The organism is Streptomyces sp. NPDC059989, assembly GCF_042736975.1.
Taxonomy (GTDB): Bacteria; Actinomycetota; Actinomycetes; order Streptomycetales; family Streptomycetaceae; genus Streptomyces.
Genome location: NZ_JBHWUO010000100.1, coordinates 1 through 12,820 on the forward strand (window position 1 = coordinate 1; position 12,820 = coordinate 12,820).

Genomic DNA, 12,820 nt, shown 5'->3' on the forward strand with positions numbered 1-12,820 from the left:
GCGCAACCAGGGCTTACGCCACGAAGGGGTGGCTTCGTGCGCGAGGACGAGGAGACACTCCGGAGGGGCACCGCCCCAACCCCCACTCCGGCCCCACCCGAGGGGCACAAACCCAGCCCCGCCGGCGATTGAGGCGCGAGGTCTGGGGCGGAGCCCCAGCAACGGCGCCGGCGATTCAGACGGAGCCGTACGCCGGCAACGGCGACTCCGCGGCAGCGAGCAGCTTCGAGGCGGCCTCCCCCGCCTCCGCCGGAGTCCACCGCGCCCCCCGATCGGCGGTGGGGCCGGGCCGCCAGCCCTCCATCACCGTGATCCGGCCCCCCTCCACCTCGAACACCCTCCCCGTCACCCCGGCGGAGCCATCCGCACCCAGCCACACCACCAGCGGGGACACGTTCTCCGGAGCCATCGCGTCGAACGCCCCGGCCGCCGGCGCGGCCATCGTCTCGGCGAAGGCCCGCTCCGTCATCCGGGTCCGCGCCGCCGGGGCGATCGCGTTCACCTGGACCCCGTACCGCCCCATCTCCGCGGCGGAGACCAGCGTCAGCCCCAGGATCCCCGCCTTGGCCGCGCTGTAGTTGCCCTGGCCGACCGAGCCCAACAGTCCCGCCCCCGACGAGGTGTTGACCACCCGCGCCGCGACCCGCCGCCCCGCCTTCGCCTCCGCGCGCCACCACACGGCCGCCGCCCGCAGCGGCAGGAAGTGCCCCTTCAGGTGCACCCGCATGACCGCGTCCCAGTCGTCCTCCTCCAGGTTCACCAGCATCCGGTCCCGCAGGAACCCCGCGTTGTTGACCAGCGTGTCCAGCCGCCCGAAGGAGTCCAGCGCGCACGACACCAGCGAGGCCGCCCCCTCCCCCGTCGCGATGTCCCCGCCGTGGGCCACCGCCTCCCCGCCCAGCGCCTGGATCTCCGAAACGACCTGGCCGGCCGGGGAGTCGGGCCCCTGCAGCCCGTCCAGCCCCACCCCCAGGTCGTTGACGACGACCTTCGCCCCCTCCGCCGCGAAGGCCAGCGCGTGGGCCCGCCCCAGCCCCCGCCCCGCGCCCGTCACCACGACCACTCGGCCTTCCGCAACGCCCTTGCCCGCACCCGTGCCCACACCCATGTCAGCTCTCCTTGTCCACGTTGCCCGCGTTGTCCATGTCGTTCACGTTGTTCACCGTCGCCGCATCCAGAAACGCCGGCCGCTCCCCGCCCCCGTGCACGAGCAGGCTCGCCCCGCTCACGTACCCCGCCCGGCCGGAGGCGAGGAACACCGCCGCCTCCCCCACGTCCGAGGGTTCCGCCAGCCGCCCCAGCGGCACGGTCGCCCCCACGGCCGCGATCCCGGCCTCGTCCCCGTAGTGCAGGTGCGCCAGTTCGGTCCGCACCATGCCCAGGACCAGCGAGTTCACCCGCACCTCGGGCGCCCACTCCACGGCCATGGACCGGGCCAGGTTCTCCAGCCCCGCCTTCGCCGCCCCGTAGGCCGCCGTCCCCGGCGAGGGCCGGGTCCCGCTCACGCTGCCGATCATCACCACCGAGCCCCGCGTGGCCCGCAGCCACGGATACGCCGCGAGCGAGGCCGTCATCGGAGCCACCAGGTTCAGCTCGACGACCCGCGCGTGCCGCTCCGCCGCGCCCTCCCCCAGCAGCCGGTACGGGGTCCCGCCCGCGTTGTTGACCAGGCAGTCGAGCCGCCCGTACCGCCCGGCGACCGCGCCGAAGAAGTCCTGCACGGCGGCCGGGTTCCGCAGGTCCAGCGGGAGGTGCGAGGCCTTGCGCCCGCCCTCCGCGACCGGTTCCTCCGGTGGCCGCCGCGCGCAGACGACGACCTCCGCGCCGGCCGCGAGGAACGACCGGGCGATCCCGGCGCCGACGCCCCGGGTCCCGCCGGTGACGACGACAACCCTCCCGTCGAGCTCCATAGGCTGCTACCTTCCTCACCTAACAAATGTTTGGTGGAAAGGTAGCTGATCCGCTCATGGGTGTCTCCACCTCAAGCCCGGACAAGGGCATCGCACTTGTCACAGTCGACTTCCCGCCCGTCAACGCGCTCCCCGTACAGGGCTGGTACGACCTCGCCGACGCCCTGCGGGCCGCAGGCCGCGACTCCGAGGTCCGCTGCGTCGTCCTCGCCGCCGAGGGCCGCGGCTTCAACGCCGGCGTGGACATCAAGGAGATGCAGCGCGACCCCGGGCACGCCTCCCTCATCGGCGCCAACCGGGGCTGCTACGAGGCCTTCGCCGCCGTCTACGAGTGCGAGGTGCCGGTCGTCGCGGCCGTGAACGGCTTCTGCCTGGGCGGCGGCATCGGCCTCGTCGGCAACGCCGACGCGATCGTGGCGAGCGACGACGCGACCTTCGGGCTCCCCGAGCTGGACCGCGGCGCACTCGGCGCCGCCACCCACCTGGCCCGCCTCGTCCCGCAGCACCTGATGCGCGCGCTGTACTACACCTCGCGCACCGCCACCGCCGCCGAACTGCACGCGCACGGCTCGGTCTGGAGGGTGGTCCCGCGCGCCGAACTGCGTTCCGCCGCCCTGGAGCTGGCCGCCGAGATCGCGAAGAAGGACGGCTACCTCATCCGGCTGGCCAAGGCCGCCATCAACGGCATCGACCCCGTCGACGTGCGCCGCAGCTACCGCTTCGAGCAGGGCTTCACCTTCGAGGCCAACCTCAGCGGGGTCGCCGACCGGGTCCGCGACACCTTCGGCAAGGAGAGCACCGGAAACAGGGAGGAGCAGTCGTGACCGACAAGACCATGACCCCCGAAGAGGTGGTCGGGCAGCTGCGCAGCGGAATGACCGTCGGCATCGGCGGCTGGGGCTCGCGGCGCAAGCCCATGGCCCTGGTGCGAGCGCTGCTCCGATCCGAGATCACCGATCTCACCGTGATCTCGTACGGCGGCCCCGACGTCGGCCTGCTGGCCGCCGCGGGCCGCATCCGCCGCCTCGTCGCCCCCTTCGCCACCCTCGACTCCATCCCGCTGGAGCCGCACTTCCGGGCCGCCCGCGAGCGCGCCGCCTTCACCCTCACCGAGTACGACGAGGCCATGTTCATGTGGGGCCTGCACGCCGCCGCCAACCGGCTGCCCTTCCTCCCCGTCCGCGCCGGCCTCGGCTCGGACGTCATGCGGGTCAACCCGGAGCTGCGCACCGTCACCTCCCCCTACGACGACGGCGAGGAGCTCGTCGCCGTCCCCGCCCTGCGCATGGACGCCGCCCTCGTCCACCTCAACCGCGCCGACCGCCTCGGCAACGCCCAGTACCTGGGCCCGGACCCGTACTTCGACGACCTCTTCTGCGAGGCCGCCGACGCCGCCTACGTCTCCTGCGAGCAGCTCGTCGAGACCGCCGAGCTCACCAAGGCCGGTCCCCCGCAGTCCCTCCTCGTCAGCCGCCACTCGGTCACCGGGGTCGTCGAGACCCCGAACGGCGCGCACTTCACCTCCTGCGTGCCCGACTACGACCGCGACGAGGCCTTCCAGAAGCTCTACGCGACCACCCCCTGGCCCGAGTTCGCCGACCGCTTCCTCTCGGGCGCGAGCGAGCACGACTACCAGTCCGCCGTCCGGACCTGGCACGAGGAGCAGCAGCCGTGACCACCACCCTGACCATCTCCCGCGCCGAATACTGTGTGATCGCCTGCGCCGAGGCCTGGCGCGACAACGGCGAGGTCCTCGCCAGCCCGATGGGCCTGATCCCCTCCTTCGGGGCCCGGCTCGCGAAGCGGACCTTCGCCCCCGACCTGCTCCTGACGGACGGCGAAGCCATGCTCGTCGGCCTCGACGGCACGGTGGAGGGCTGGCTCCCGTACCGGCGCCACCTCACCATGGTCACCGGCGGCCGCCGGCACGTGATGATGGGCGCCAGCCAGATCGACCGGTTCGGCAACCAGAACATCTCCTGCATCGGCGACTGGGAGCGGCCCGCCCGCCAGCTCCTTGGCGTGCGCGGCGCACCCGTCAACACCCTCAACAACCCGGTCAGTTACTGGATCCCCAAGCACTCCACCCGGGTGTTCGTCGGACGCGTCGACATGGTCAGCGGCGTCGGCTACGACCGCGCGGAGGCGGCCGGGCCCTCGGCCACCCGCTACCACCGCCTCCCCCGGGTCGTCAGCGACCTCGGCGTCTTCGACTTCACCGGCCCCGGCCGCTCGATGCGCCTGGCCTCCCTCCACCCCGGGGTCACCGTCGAGCAGGTCCGGGCGGCCACCGGCTTCGAGCCGGCCATCGCCGACGAGGTCCCGTACACCCGGGAGCCGACCGCGCAGGAGCTGCGGCTGATCCGCGAGGTGATCGACCCCAAGGGGCTGCGCGACCGGGAAGTACGGGGCTGATCCGATGGAGACCGCATTCACCAAGCTGGTCGGTGTCGAGCACCCGATCGTGCAGACGGGCATGGGCTGGGTCGCCGGCCCCCGCCTGGTCTCGGCCGCGGCCAACGCGGGGGCCCTGGGGATCCTGGCCTCGGCGACGATGACCATGGACCAGCTGCGGTCGGCGGTCCGCGAGGTCAAGTCCCGGACGGCGGACGGCGCCCCCTTCGGGGTCAACCTGCGCGCGGACGCCGGGGACGCGGCCGAGCGCGCCCAGCTGATCATCGACGAGGGCGTACGGGTCGCCTCCTTCGCGCTGGCGCCCTCCAAGGAGCTGATCGCGCGCCTCAAGGACGCGGGCGTCGTGGTCATCCCCTCGATCGGGGCCCGGCGGCACGCCGAGAAGGTGGCGGCGTGGGGCGCCGACGCGGTGATCGTGCAGGGCGGCGAGGGCGGCGGGCACACCGGGGACGTGGCCACGACCGTACTGCTGCCGCAGGTCGTGGACTCCGTGGACATCCCGGTGATCGCGGCGGGCGGCTTCAGCGACGGCCGCGGCCTGGTCGCCGCCCTGGCCTACGGGGCCGCCGGCATCGCCATGGGCACCCGCTTCCTGCTGACCTCCGACTCCACCGTCCCGGACGCCGTCAAGGCCGAGTACCTGAAGGCCACGGTCAAGGACGTCACCGTCACCACGGCCGTCGACGGCCTCCCCCACCGCATGCTCCGCACCGAGCTCGTCGACTCCCTGGAGCGGGCGGGCCGCACCCGGGCGCTGGTCCGGGCCGTCCGGCACGCGGCCGGCTTCCGCAAGCTCTCCGGCCTGAGCTGGCCGCAGATGGTGCGCGACGGCCTGGCGATGAAACACGGCAAGGACCTGTCCTGGAGCCAGGTCCTGCTCGCCGCGAACACCCCGATGCTCCTCAAGGCGTCCATGGTCGAGGGCCGTACGGACCTCGGCGTCATGGCATCAGGCCAGGTCGCGGGGGTGATCGACGATCTTCCGTCCTGTGCGGAGCTCGTCTCCCGCGTCATGGCCGAGGCACACACCGTGCTGGAACAGCTGCACCACCCGCACACGCTCCGCACCCTGCCACCACCAGGGTGATCCCCCTTCTCCGTCACAGGAGTCGCATCCATGAGCCGTGCCCGAATCCGCCTGGCGACCGCGGTCCTCGCCTCCGCCCTCGCCATCGGGACCCTGCCCGCCGCCGCGTACGCGGCGGCGGCGCCCGGAGCCGGGGTCAGTGCCCGGCACCACCAGCACGTCCAGGCGGAAACGATCCGCCAGATCCCCCTCCAGGGCGCGGTCAACCTCCGCGACCTGGGCGGCTACCGCACCTGGACCGGCGGCCAGGTCCGCCAGGGCCTGGTCTACCGCTCCGACGCACTGAGCAAGCTGACCGCCGCGGACATCACCACCGTGTCCGGTCTCGGCCTCACGAAGGCCATCGACTTCCGCATCCCGATGGAGGTCCAGTACGACGGCGCCGACAAGCTGCCCGCCGGACTCGCCCCCACCGCGCGCCCGGTCAGCGACCTCGGCCTCTACGGGACCCTCGTCGGCGCGATCTCCAGCGGCGACCCCGTCAAGCAGGAGCAGATGCTCGGCGGCGGCCGCGCCGAGGCCTACATGCGCGACATCTACCGCACCTTCGTGACCAGCCCCGAGAACCGGGCGCAGTTCGCGGCGACCCTGCGGGAGATAGCGGACGCCGGACAGGGTCCGCTGCTGTACCACTGCACCTCGGGCAAGGACCGGACCGGCTGGATGAGCTACATCCTGCTGCGCGCCCTGGCCGTCCCCGAGGACACCGCGGAGCGCGACTACCTGGCGTCGAACACCTTCCGCGCCACGTACGACGCCCAGGTGCGGGCGGGCCTCAAACAGTCCGGGCGGATGCAGAACCCCGACCTGCTGATCCCGCTCCAGGAGGTCCGCCAGGACTACCTGGACTCCGCGACGGCCCAGCTGGAAGCCGACTACGGCAGCTTCTACGGCTACCTGACGGACGGCCTCGGCCTGGACCTGCGGACCCTGGCGAAGCTCCAGGCCAAGCTGGTCCGCTGACGCACCACGCAAACGGCGACGCCGGGCAGCGCTTCGAAGCGCTGCCCGGCGTCGCCGTTTGCGTGGTGCGTCAGCGGACCAGCTTGGCCTGGAGCTTCGCCAGGGTCCGCAGGTCCAGGCCGAGGCCGTCCGTCAGGTAGCCGTAGAAGCTGCCGTAGTCGGCTTCCAGCTGGGCCGTCGCGGAGTCCAGGTAGTCCTGGCGGACCTCCTGGAGCGGGATCAGCAGGTCGGGGTTCTGCATCCGCCCGGACTGTTTGAGGCCCGCCCGCACCTGGGCGTCGTACGTGGCGCGGAAGGTGTTCGACGCCAGGTAGTCGCGCTCCGCGGTGTCCTCGGGGACGGCCAGGGCGCGCAGCAGGATGTAGCTCATCCAGCCGGTCCGGTCCTTGCCCGAGGTGCAGTGGTACAGCAGCGGACCCTGTCCGGCGTCCGCTATCTCCCGCAGGGTCGCCGCGAACTGCGCCCGGTTCTCGGGGCTGGTCACGAAGGTGCGGTAGATGTCGCGCATGTAGGCCTCGGCGCGGCCGCCGCCGAGCATCTGCTCCTGCTTGACGGGGTCGCCGCTGGAGATCGCGCCGACGAGGGTCCCGTAGAGGCCGAGGTCGCTGACCGGGCGCGCGGTGGGGGCGAGTCCGGCGGGCAGCTTGTCGGCGCCGTCGTACTGGACCTCCATCGGGATGCGGAAGTCGATGGCCTTCGTGAGGCCGAGACCGGACACGGTGGTGATGTCCGCGGCGGTCAGCTTGCTCAGTGCGTCGGAGCGGTAGACCAGGCCCTGGCGGACCTGGCCGCCGGTCCAGGTGCGGTAGCCGCCCAGGTCGCGGAGGTTGACCGCGCCCTGGAGGGGGATCTGGCGGATCGTTTCCGCCTGGACGTGCTGGTGGTGCCGGGCACTGACCCCGGCTCCGGGCGCCGCCGCCGCGTACGCGGCGGCGGGCAGGGTCCCGATGGCGAGGGCGGAGGCGAGGACCGCGGTCGCCAGGCGGATTCGGGCACGGCTCATGGATGCGACTCCTGTGACGGAGAAGGGGGATCACCCTGGTGGTGGCAGGGTGCGGAGCGTGTGCGGGTGGTGCAGCTGTTCCAGCACGGTGTGTGCCTCGGCCATGACGCGGGAGACGAGCTCCGCACAGGACGGAAGATCGTCGATCACCCCCGCGACCTGGCCTGATGCCATGACGCCGAGGTCCGTACGGCCCTCGACCATGGACGCCTTGAGGAGCATCGGGGTGTTCGCGGCGAGCAGGACCTGGCTCCAGGACAGGTCCTTGCCGTGTTTCATCGCCAGGCCGTCGCGCACCATCTGCGGCCAGCTCAGGCCGGAGAGCTTGCGGAAGCCGGCCGCGTGCCGGACGGCCCGGACCAGCGCCCGGGTGCGGCCCGCCCGCTCCAGGGAGTCGACGAGCTCGGTGCGGAGCATGCGGTGGGGGAGGCCGTCGACGGCCGTGGTGACGGTGACGTCCTTGACCGTGGCCTTCAGGTACTCGGCCTTGACGGCGTCCGGGACGGTGGAGTCGGAGGTCAGCAGGAAGCGGGTGCCCATGGCGATGCCGGCGGCCCCGTAGGCCAGGGCGGCGACCAGGCCGCGGCCGTCGCTGAAGCCGCCCGCCGCGATCACCGGGATGTCCACGGAGTCCACGACCTGCGGCAGCAGTACGGTCGTGGCCACGTCCCCGGTGTGCCCGCCGCCCTCGCCGCCCTGCACGATCACCGCGTCGGCGCCCCACGCCGCCACCTTCTCGGCGTGCCGCCGGGCCCCGATCGAGGGGATGACCACGACGCCCGCGTCCTTGAGGCGCGCGATCAGCTCCTTGGAGGGCGCCAGCGCGAAGGAGGCGACCCGTACGCCCTCGTCGATGATCAGCTGGGCGCGCTCGGCCGCGTCCCCGGCGTCCGCGCGCAGGTTGACCCCGAAGGGGGCGCCGTCCGCCGTCCGGGACTTGACCTCGCGGACCGCCGACCGCAGCTGGTCCATGGTCATCGTCGCCGAGGCCAGGATCCCCAGGGCCCCCGCGTTGGCCGCGGCCGAGACCAGGCGGGGGCCGGCGACCCAGCCCATGCCCGTCTGCACGATCGGGTGCTCGACACCGACCAGCTTGGTGAATGCGGTCTCCATCGGATCAGCCCCGTACTTCCCGGTCGCGCAGCCCCTTGGGGTCGATCACCTCGCGGATCAGCCGCAGCTCCTGCGCGGTCGGCTCCCGGGTGTACGGGACCTCGTCGGCGATGGCCGGCTCGAAGCCGGTGGCCGCCCGGACCTGCTCGACGGTGACCCCGGGGTGGAGGGAGGCCAGGCGCATCGAGCGGCCGGGGCCGGTGAAGTCGAAGACGCCGAGGTCGCTGACGACCCGGGGGAGGCGGTGGTAGCGGGTGGCCGAGGGCCCGGCCGCCTCCGCGCGGTCGTAGCCGACGCCGCTGACCATGTCGACGCGTCCGACGAACACCCGGGTGGAGTGCTTGGGGATCCAGTAACTGACCGGGTTGTTGAGGGTGTTGACGGGTGCGCCGCGCACGCCAAGGAGCTGGCGGGCGGGCCGCTCCCAGTCGCCGATGCAGGAGATGTTCTGGTTGCCGAACCGGTCGATCTGGCTGGCGCCCATCATCACGTGCCGGCGGCCGCCGGTGACCATGGTGAGGTGGCGCCGGTACGGGAGCCAGCCCTCCACCGTGCCGTCGAGGCCGACGAGCATGGCTTCGCCGTCCGTCAGGAGCAGGTCGGGGGCGAAGGTCCGCTTCGCGAGCCGGGCCCCGAAGGAGGGGATCAGGCCCATCGGGCTGGCGAGGACCTCGCCGTTGTCGCGCCAGGCCTCGGCGCAGGCGATCACACAGTATTCGGCGCGGGAGATGGTCAGGGTGGTGGTCACGGCTGCTGCTCCTCGTGCCAGGTCCGGACGGCGGACTGGTAGTCGTGCTCGCTCGCGCCCGAGAGGAAGCGGTCGGCGAACTCGGGCCAGGGGGTGGTCGCGTAGAGCTTCTGGAAGGCCTCGTCGCGGTCGTAGTCGGGCACGCAGGAGGTGAAGTGCGCGCCGTTCGGGGTCTCGACGACCCCGGTGACCGAGTGGCGGCTGACGAGGAGGGACTGCGGGGGACCGGCCTTGGTGAGCTCGGCGGTCTCGACGAGCTGCTCGCAGGAGACGTAGGCGGCGTCGGCGGCCTCGCAGAAGAGGTCGTCGAAGTACGGGTCCGGGCCCAGGTACTGGGCGTTGCCGAGGCGGTCGGCGCGGTTGAGGTGGACGAGGGCGGCGTCCATGCGCAGGGCGGGGACGGCGACGAGCTCCTCGCCGTCGTCGTAGGGGGAGGTGACGGTGCGCAGCTCCGGGTTGACCCGCATGACGTCCGAGCCGAGGCCGGCGCGGACGGGGAGGAAGGGCAGCCGGTTGGCGGCGGCGTGCAGGCCCCACATGAACATGGCCTCGTCGTACTCGGTGAGGGTGAAGGCGGCGCGCTCGCGGGCGGCCCGGAAGTGCGGCTCCAGCGGGATGGAGTCGAGGGTGGCGAAGGGGGCGACGAGGCGGCGGATGCGGCCCGCGGCGGCCAGCAGGCCGACGTCGGGGCCGCCGTACGAGATCACGGTGAGATCGGTGATCTCGGATCGGAGCAGCGCTCGCACCAGGGCCATGGGCTTGCGCCGCGAGCCCCAGCCGCCGATGCCGACGGTCATTCCGCTGCGCAGCTGCCCGACCACCTCTTCGGGGGTCATGGTCTTGTCGGTCACGACTGCTCCTCCCTGTTTCCGGTGCTCTCCTTGCCGAAGGTGTCGCGGACCCGGTCGGCGACCCCGCTGAGGTTGGCCTCGAAGGTGAAGCCCTGCTCGAAGCGGTAGCTGCGGCGCACGTCGACGGGGTCGATGCCGTTGATGGCGGCCTTGGCCAGCCGGATGAGGTAGCCGTCCTTCTTCGCGATCTCGGCGGCCAGCTCCAGGGCGGCGGAACGCAGTTCGGCGCGCGGGACCACCCTCCAGACCGAGCCGTGCGCGTGCAGTTCGGCGGCGGTGGCGGTGCGCGAGGTGTAGTACAGCGCGCGCATCAGGTGCTGCGGGACGAGGCGGGCCAGGTGGGTGGCGGCGCCGAGTGCGCCGCGGTCCAGCTCGGGGAGCCCGAAGGTCGCGTCGTCGCTCGCCACGATCGCGTCGGCGTTGCCGACGAGGCCGATGCCGCCGCCCAGGCAGAAGCCGTTCACGGCCGCGACGACCGGCACCTCGCACTCGTAGACGGCGGCGAAGGCCTCGTAGCAGCCCCGGTTGGCGCCGATGAGGGAGGCGTGCCCGGGGTCGCGCTGCATCTCCTTGATGTCCACGCCGGCGTTGAAGCCGCGGCCCTCGGCGGCGAGGACGACGCAGCGGACCTCGGAGTCGCGGCCTGCGGCCCGCAGGGCGTCGGCGAGGTCGTACCAGCCCTGTACGGGGAGCGCGTTGACGGGCGGGAAGTCGACTGTGACAAGTGCGATGCCCTTGTCCGGGCTTGAGGTGGAGACACCCATGAGCGGATCAGCTACCTTTCCACCAAACATTTGTTAGGTGAGGAAGGTAGCAGCCTATGGAGCTCGACGGGAGGGTTGTCGTCGTCACCGGCGGGACCCGGGGCGTCGGCGCCGGGATCGCCCGGTCGTTCCTCGCGGCCGGCGCGGAGGTCGTCGTCTGCGCGCGGCGGCCACCGGAGGAACCGGTCGCGGAGGGCGGGCGCAAGGCCTCGCACCTCCCGCTGGACCTGCGGAACCCGGCCGCCGTGCAGGACTTCTTCGGCGCGGTCGCCGGGCGGTACGGGCGGCTCGACTGCCTGGTCAACAACGCGGGCGGGACCCCGTACCGGCTGCTGGGGGAGGGCGCGGCGGAGCGGCACGCGCGGGTCGTCGAGCTGAACCTGGTGGCTCCGATGACGGCCTCGCTCGCGGCGTATCCGTGGCTGCGGGCCACGCGGGGCTCGGTGGTGATGATCGGCAGCGTGAGCGGGACCCGGCCCTCGCCGGGGACGGCGGCCTACGGGGCGGCGAAGGCGGGGCTGGAGAACCTGGCCCGGTCCATGGCCGTGGAGTGGGCGCCCGAGGTGCGGGTGAACTCGCTGGTCCTGGGCATGGTGCGGACCGAACTGGCGCACCTGCACTACGGGGACGAGGCCGGGATCGCGGCCGTGGGGGCGACCGTGCCGCTGGGGCGGCTGGCGGAACCCTCGGACGTGGGGGAGGCGGCGGTGTTCCTCGCCTCCGGCCGGGCGGGGTACGTGAGCGGGGCGAGCCTGCTCGTGCACGGGGGCGGGGAGCGGCCGGCGTTTCTGGATGCGGCGACGGTGAACAACGTGAACGACATGGACAACGCGGGCAACGTGGACAAGGAGAGCTGACATGGGTGTGGGCACGGGTGCGGGCAAGGGCGTTGCGGAAGGCCGAGTGGTCGTGGTGACGGGCGCGGGGCGGGGGCTGGGGCGGGCCCACGCGCTGGCCTTCGCGGCGGAGGGGGCGAAGGTCGTCGTCAACGACCTGGGGGTGGGGCTGGACGGGCTGCAGGGGCCCGACTCCCCGGCCGGCCAGGTCGTTTCGGAGATCCAGGCGCTGGGCGGGGAGGCGGTGGCCCACGGCGGGGACATCGCGACGGGGGAGGGGGCGGCCTCGCTGGTGTCGTGCGCGCTGGACTCCTTCGGGCGGCTGGACACGCTGGTCAACAACGCGGGGTTCCTGCGGGACCGGATGCTGGTGAACCTGGAGGAGGACGACTGGGACGCGGTCATGCGGGTGCACCTGAAGGGGCACTTCCTGCCGCTGCGGGCGGCGGCCGTGTGGTGGCGCGCGGAGGCGAAGGCGGGGCGGCGGGTCGCGGCGCGGGTGGTCAACACCTCGTCGGGGGCGGGACTGTTGGGCTCGGTCGGCCAGGGCAACTACAGCGCGGCCAAGGCGGGGATCCTGGGGCTGACGCTGGTCTCCGCCGCGGAGATGGGGCGGTACGGGGTCCAGGTGAACGCGATCGCCCCGGCGGCGCGGACCCGGATGACGGAGCGGGCCTTCGCCGAGACGATGGCCGCGCCGGCGGCCGGGGCGTTCGACGCGATGGCTCCGGAGAACGTGTCCCCGCTGGTGGTGTGGCTGGGTGCGGATGGCTCCGCCGGGGTGACGGGGAGGGTGTTCGAGGTGGAGGGGGGCCGGATCACGGTGATGGAGGGCTGGCGGCCCGGCCCCACCGCCGATCGGGGGGCGCGGTGGACTCCGGCGGAGGCGGGGGAGGCCGCCTCGAAGCTGCTCGCTGCCGCGGAGTCGCCGTTGCCGGCGTACGGCTCCGTCTGAATCGCCGGCGCCGTTGCTGGGGCTCCGCCCCAGACCTCGCGCCTCAATCGCCGGCGGGGCTGGGTTTGTGCCCCTCGGGTGGGGCCGGAGTGGGGGTTGGGGCGGTGCCCCTCCGGAGTGTCTCCTCGTCCTCGCGCACGAAGCCACCCCTTCGTGGCGTAAGCCCTGGTTGCGC

General features: G+C 73.0%; 14 protein-coding genes. 7 read left to right on the plus strand and 7 right to left on the minus strand.

The genetic code is table 11. The features are described 5' to 3' along the window. Positions 1–175: 175 nt before the first annotated feature. On the minus strand, positions 176–1,108 hold the full coding sequence (locus ACFWBN_RS38745; protein ID WP_385186260.1) for an SDR family oxidoreductase: 933 nt from the start codon (positions 1,106–1,108) through the stop codon (positions 176–178). 1 nt (position 1,109) lies between these two features. After that, a complete protein-coding gene (locus ACFWBN_RS38750; protein ID WP_385186263.1) occupies positions 1,110–1,910 on the minus strand; it encodes an SDR family oxidoreductase in 801 nt (266 codons plus the stop codon). A gap of 56 nt (positions 1,911–1,966) precedes the next feature. On the opposite strand from ACFWBN_RS38750, the gene ACFWBN_RS38755 reads away from it, so the two are divergent. Genes ACFWBN_RS38755 through ACFWBN_RS38775 form a run of 5 tightly spaced genes read left to right on the plus strand, consistent with a single transcriptional unit; the run spans position 1,967 to position 6,375 of the window. After that, positions 1,967–2,734 (plus strand): enoyl-CoA hydratase family protein, encoded by a 768-nt coding sequence (locus tag ACFWBN_RS38755; protein WP_385186266.1) that lies wholly within the window; start codon positions 1,967–1,969, stop codon positions 2,732–2,734. Beyond that, a complete protein-coding gene (locus ACFWBN_RS38760) occupies positions 2,731–3,585 on the plus strand; it encodes a CoA transferase subunit A (protein ID WP_385186269.1) in 855 nt (284 codons plus the stop codon). Before ACFWBN_RS38755 ends, ACFWBN_RS38760 begins: the two co-directional genes overlap by 4 nt. Then, positions 3,582–4,325 (plus strand): CoA-transferase subunit beta, encoded by a 744-nt coding sequence (locus ACFWBN_RS38765; RefSeq protein ID WP_385186272.1) that lies wholly within the window; start codon positions 3,582–3,584, stop codon positions 4,323–4,325. The genes ACFWBN_RS38760 and ACFWBN_RS38765 overlap by 4 nt, the downstream gene beginning before the upstream one ends. Positions 4,326–4,329: 4 nt before the next feature. Beyond that, positions 4,330–5,412, plus strand: a complete 1,083-nt coding sequence (locus ACFWBN_RS38770) for an NAD(P)H-dependent flavin oxidoreductase (protein ID WP_385186274.1) — start codon at positions 4,330–4,332, stop codon at positions 5,410–5,412. Positions 5,413–5,442: 30 nt separating this feature from the next. Next, positions 5,443–6,375, plus strand: a complete 933-nt coding sequence (locus ACFWBN_RS38775) for a tyrosine-protein phosphatase (RefSeq protein WP_385186277.1) — start codon at positions 5,443–5,445, stop codon at positions 6,373–6,375. 70 nt (positions 6,376–6,445) lie between these two features. On the opposite strand, the gene ACFWBN_RS38780 is transcribed toward ACFWBN_RS38775, so the two are convergent. The 5 genes from ACFWBN_RS38780 to ACFWBN_RS38800 are packed head-to-tail and all read right to left on the minus strand — an operon-like array spanning position 6,446 to position 10,854. Then, positions 6,446–7,378, minus strand: coding sequence for a tyrosine-protein phosphatase (locus ACFWBN_RS38780; RefSeq protein WP_385186277.1), 933 nt, complete (start codon positions 7,376–7,378; stop codon positions 6,446–6,448). Positions 7,379–7,408: 30 nt separating this feature from the next. Then, on the minus strand, positions 7,409–8,491 hold the full coding sequence (locus ACFWBN_RS38785; RefSeq protein WP_385186274.1) for an NAD(P)H-dependent flavin oxidoreductase: 1,083 nt from the start codon (positions 8,489–8,491) through the stop codon (positions 7,409–7,411). A 4-nt stretch (positions 8,492–8,495) separates the two neighbouring features. Further along, complete coding sequence (locus tag ACFWBN_RS38790) at positions 8,496–9,239, minus strand: CoA-transferase subunit beta (RefSeq protein ID WP_385186272.1); 744 nt, start codon at positions 9,237–9,239, stop codon at positions 8,496–8,498. Next, the gene (locus ACFWBN_RS38795) at positions 9,236–10,090 is read right to left on the minus strand and encodes a CoA transferase subunit A (protein ID WP_385186269.1); all 855 of its coding nucleotides are present in this window, start codon (positions 10,088–10,090) and stop codon (positions 9,236–9,238) included. The genes ACFWBN_RS38790 and ACFWBN_RS38795 overlap by 4 nt, the downstream gene beginning before the upstream one ends. Continuing rightward, complete coding sequence (locus ACFWBN_RS38800; RefSeq protein ID WP_385186266.1) at positions 10,087–10,854, minus strand: enoyl-CoA hydratase family protein; 768 nt, start codon at positions 10,852–10,854, stop codon at positions 10,087–10,089. The genes ACFWBN_RS38795 and ACFWBN_RS38800 overlap by 4 nt, the downstream gene beginning before the upstream one ends. Positions 10,855–10,910: 56 nt before the next feature. Here ACFWBN_RS38800 and ACFWBN_RS38805 point away from each other — a divergent pair, with 56 nt between their 5' ends. Continuing rightward, positions 10,911–11,711: an SDR family oxidoreductase gene (locus tag ACFWBN_RS38805; protein WP_385186263.1), complete on the plus strand. Its 801-nt coding sequence runs from the start codon at positions 10,911–10,913 to the stop codon at positions 11,709–11,711. 1 nt (position 11,712) lies between these two features. Beyond that, a complete protein-coding gene (locus ACFWBN_RS38810; RefSeq protein WP_385186260.1) occupies positions 11,713–12,645 on the plus strand; it encodes an SDR family oxidoreductase in 933 nt (310 codons plus the stop codon). Positions 12,646–12,820 lie beyond the last annotated feature (175 nt).

Excerpts from the sequence above, each read along its gene's own strand:
- ACFWBN_RS38745 (WP_385186260.1), bottom strand. The coding sequence starts at position 1,108 with ATGGGTGTGGGCACGGGTGCGGGCAAGGGCGTTGCGGAAGGCCGAGTG.
- ACFWBN_RS38750 (WP_385186263.1), bottom strand. The coding sequence starts at position 1,910 with ATGGAGCTCGACGGGAGGGTTGTCGTCGTCACCGGCGGGACCCGGGGC.
- ACFWBN_RS38755 (WP_385186266.1), top strand. The coding sequence starts at position 1,967 with ATGGGTGTCTCCACCTCAAGCCCGGACAAGGGCATCGCACTTGTCACA.
- ACFWBN_RS38770 (WP_385186274.1), top strand. The coding sequence starts at position 4,330 with ATGGAGACCGCATTCACCAAGCTGGTCGGTGTCGAGCACCCGATCGTG.
- ACFWBN_RS38775 (WP_385186277.1), top strand. The coding sequence starts at position 5,443 with ATGAGCCGTGCCCGAATCCGCCTGGCGACCGCGGTCCTCGCCTCCGCC.
- ACFWBN_RS38780 (WP_385186277.1), bottom strand. The coding sequence starts at position 7,378 with ATGAGCCGTGCCCGAATCCGCCTGGCGACCGCGGTCCTCGCCTCCGCC.
- ACFWBN_RS38785 (WP_385186274.1), bottom strand. The coding sequence starts at position 8,491 with ATGGAGACCGCATTCACCAAGCTGGTCGGTGTCGAGCACCCGATCGTG.
- ACFWBN_RS38800 (WP_385186266.1), bottom strand. The coding sequence starts at position 10,854 with ATGGGTGTCTCCACCTCAAGCCCGGACAAGGGCATCGCACTTGTCACA.
- ACFWBN_RS38805 (WP_385186263.1), top strand. The coding sequence starts at position 10,911 with ATGGAGCTCGACGGGAGGGTTGTCGTCGTCACCGGCGGGACCCGGGGC.
- ACFWBN_RS38810 (WP_385186260.1), top strand. The coding sequence starts at position 11,713 with ATGGGTGTGGGCACGGGTGCGGGCAAGGGCGTTGCGGAAGGCCGAGTG.